This window comes from Rothia sp. SCPM-O-B-18226 (M350) (genome assembly GCF_058213595.1).
The window spans coordinates 1-1,550 of the sequence record NZ_JBYQJS010000008.1 but is presented as its reverse complement, the minus strand read 5'-3'; the positions used below and the strand labels follow the sequence as shown (position 1 = coordinate 1,550).

The 1,550-nt window shown below is 55.2% G+C and carries 2 protein-coding genes; one reads left to right on the top strand and one right to left on the bottom strand.

Annotation, left to right across the window (positions count from 1 at the left end; all coding sequences use genetic code 11):
• Positions 1–252: 252 nt before the first annotated feature.
• Positions 253–1,140, bottom strand: coding sequence for a polysaccharide deacetylase family protein (locus AC3E6W_RS08705; RefSeq protein WP_490652877.1), 888 nt, complete (start codon positions 1,138–1,140; stop codon positions 253–255).
• A 263-nt stretch (positions 1,141–1,403) separates the two neighbouring features.
• Here AC3E6W_RS08705 and AC3E6W_RS08700 point away from each other — a divergent pair.
• The coding region (locus tag AC3E6W_RS08700) for a helix-turn-helix domain-containing protein (protein WP_490652878.1) at positions 1,404–1,550 on the top strand (147 nt) is incomplete at its 3' end.

Sequence of the window (1,550 nt, the reverse complement as noted above, 5' to 3'; positions counted from 1 at the left end):
TACACCATAGCCAAATCCCTTCTCAAACATTTGTACTGCCTGTTTCCGAAGCAAACGATCGTGTCTCATTCCCAGATGCTCGGACATGAAAAGCCTCCTGTTTCTTGGACTTTAGTTTTGTTGTCCAAGAAACAGGAGGCAGTTCATTTCTAGTACGAGGGGGCTTCGCCGTGCCCGGAAGGCCCACGTCAGTTAGCGTGAACTCAATCGGGGCTGAGGCAAGTATGCTTAGCCGGTCGGCACTACAGCGACCTAACCGTAGTAGTCGCGAATCGTAACAGTCGTGAGCCCCATACGGTCCATCAGGCCCCTAATCTCATCCAACACCGAAATCACCCCGGGGTAATTCAGATGACCAATAATGATGCGCTGCGCATTCACGTACTCCTTCGCAAAACGAAGCACCTCCTGCGAGGGAATATTCGAAGAATCAGCCAAGGAGCCATACCACAGCACCGGGCGCGTGAAACCGCACGAGGCTGCAGCCGCCAGCACGCGCGCATCATAATACCCGTACGGGGGGCGGAAATACGGCTTCGACGACACCCCAAAAAGCCGCTGAATCTCCTCATCATTGCGCGTCAGCTCCCGAACGATCTGCTCATCGCTGAGTTTGGTCAGCGCGGCGTGACTATACGTGTGGTTCGCAATCTGCAGTTGCCCGCTCTTCACTAGCGGAAGCAACAGCTCGCGGTGCTGCTCAAAAGAGGGGTATTGGCCATTAATGAAGAACGTAAGGCGCGTACCGGTGCGGCGAGCAAACTCGGCGTACGCGCGCACCACATCAGGGTTGGCGCCGTCATCAACCGTCCAGGCGACGTACTTGCTCTCACCAACAAGCCCCGTCTGCGGCCCATCCCAGGGGCGAGGCGTCGGCACAGGGTTACCGGGAGCCTGCGTGCTACCAGAACTCGGCGCGGCGGAAGGAGTAGCACTCGCGGAACCACTCGGCGCAACAGAAGCAGAGGCATTGGGGCTACCGGAAGCGGTAGGGCTAGAAGCGGTAGGGCTACCCGTTGCGCCTGCGTTGATGCCGGTCGTCGAAGAGCAGGAGGTGAGAGCAAGACCCAGAGAGCCCAAGCCCAGAGCGCCCAAGCTGAGGAGTACGCCGCGGCGGGAGGCCACGGAATGATAAATCATGGTGTTTCTATGATCCCGATGCGCCTCGAACGACATCAGGTTTTGAGCAGTGTTCATACTCTCAGTGTAAAATAGCAACCCTTCCGAGCATCTAACAAGTCAAAAGATTACGTCAAAACACTTCAGTGAAGAAACCACCCATATCTCATACATCAACTTTTTCCTGAAGCCCCCACTCCACCACAAAGCCCCCTATACGCCTCATGAACTGCCTCCTGTTTCTTGGACACCAAAACTAAAGTCCAAGAAACAGGAGGCTTTTCATGTCCGAGCATCTGGGATTAAGGCATGACCGTTTGCTTCGGAAACAGGCAGCACAGATGTTTGAGAAGGGATTCGGCTATGGTGTAACCGCCAAAAGCCTTGGTATATCTGCCGCGACTGTGAGAGAGTGGCAGAAAATGTACCAC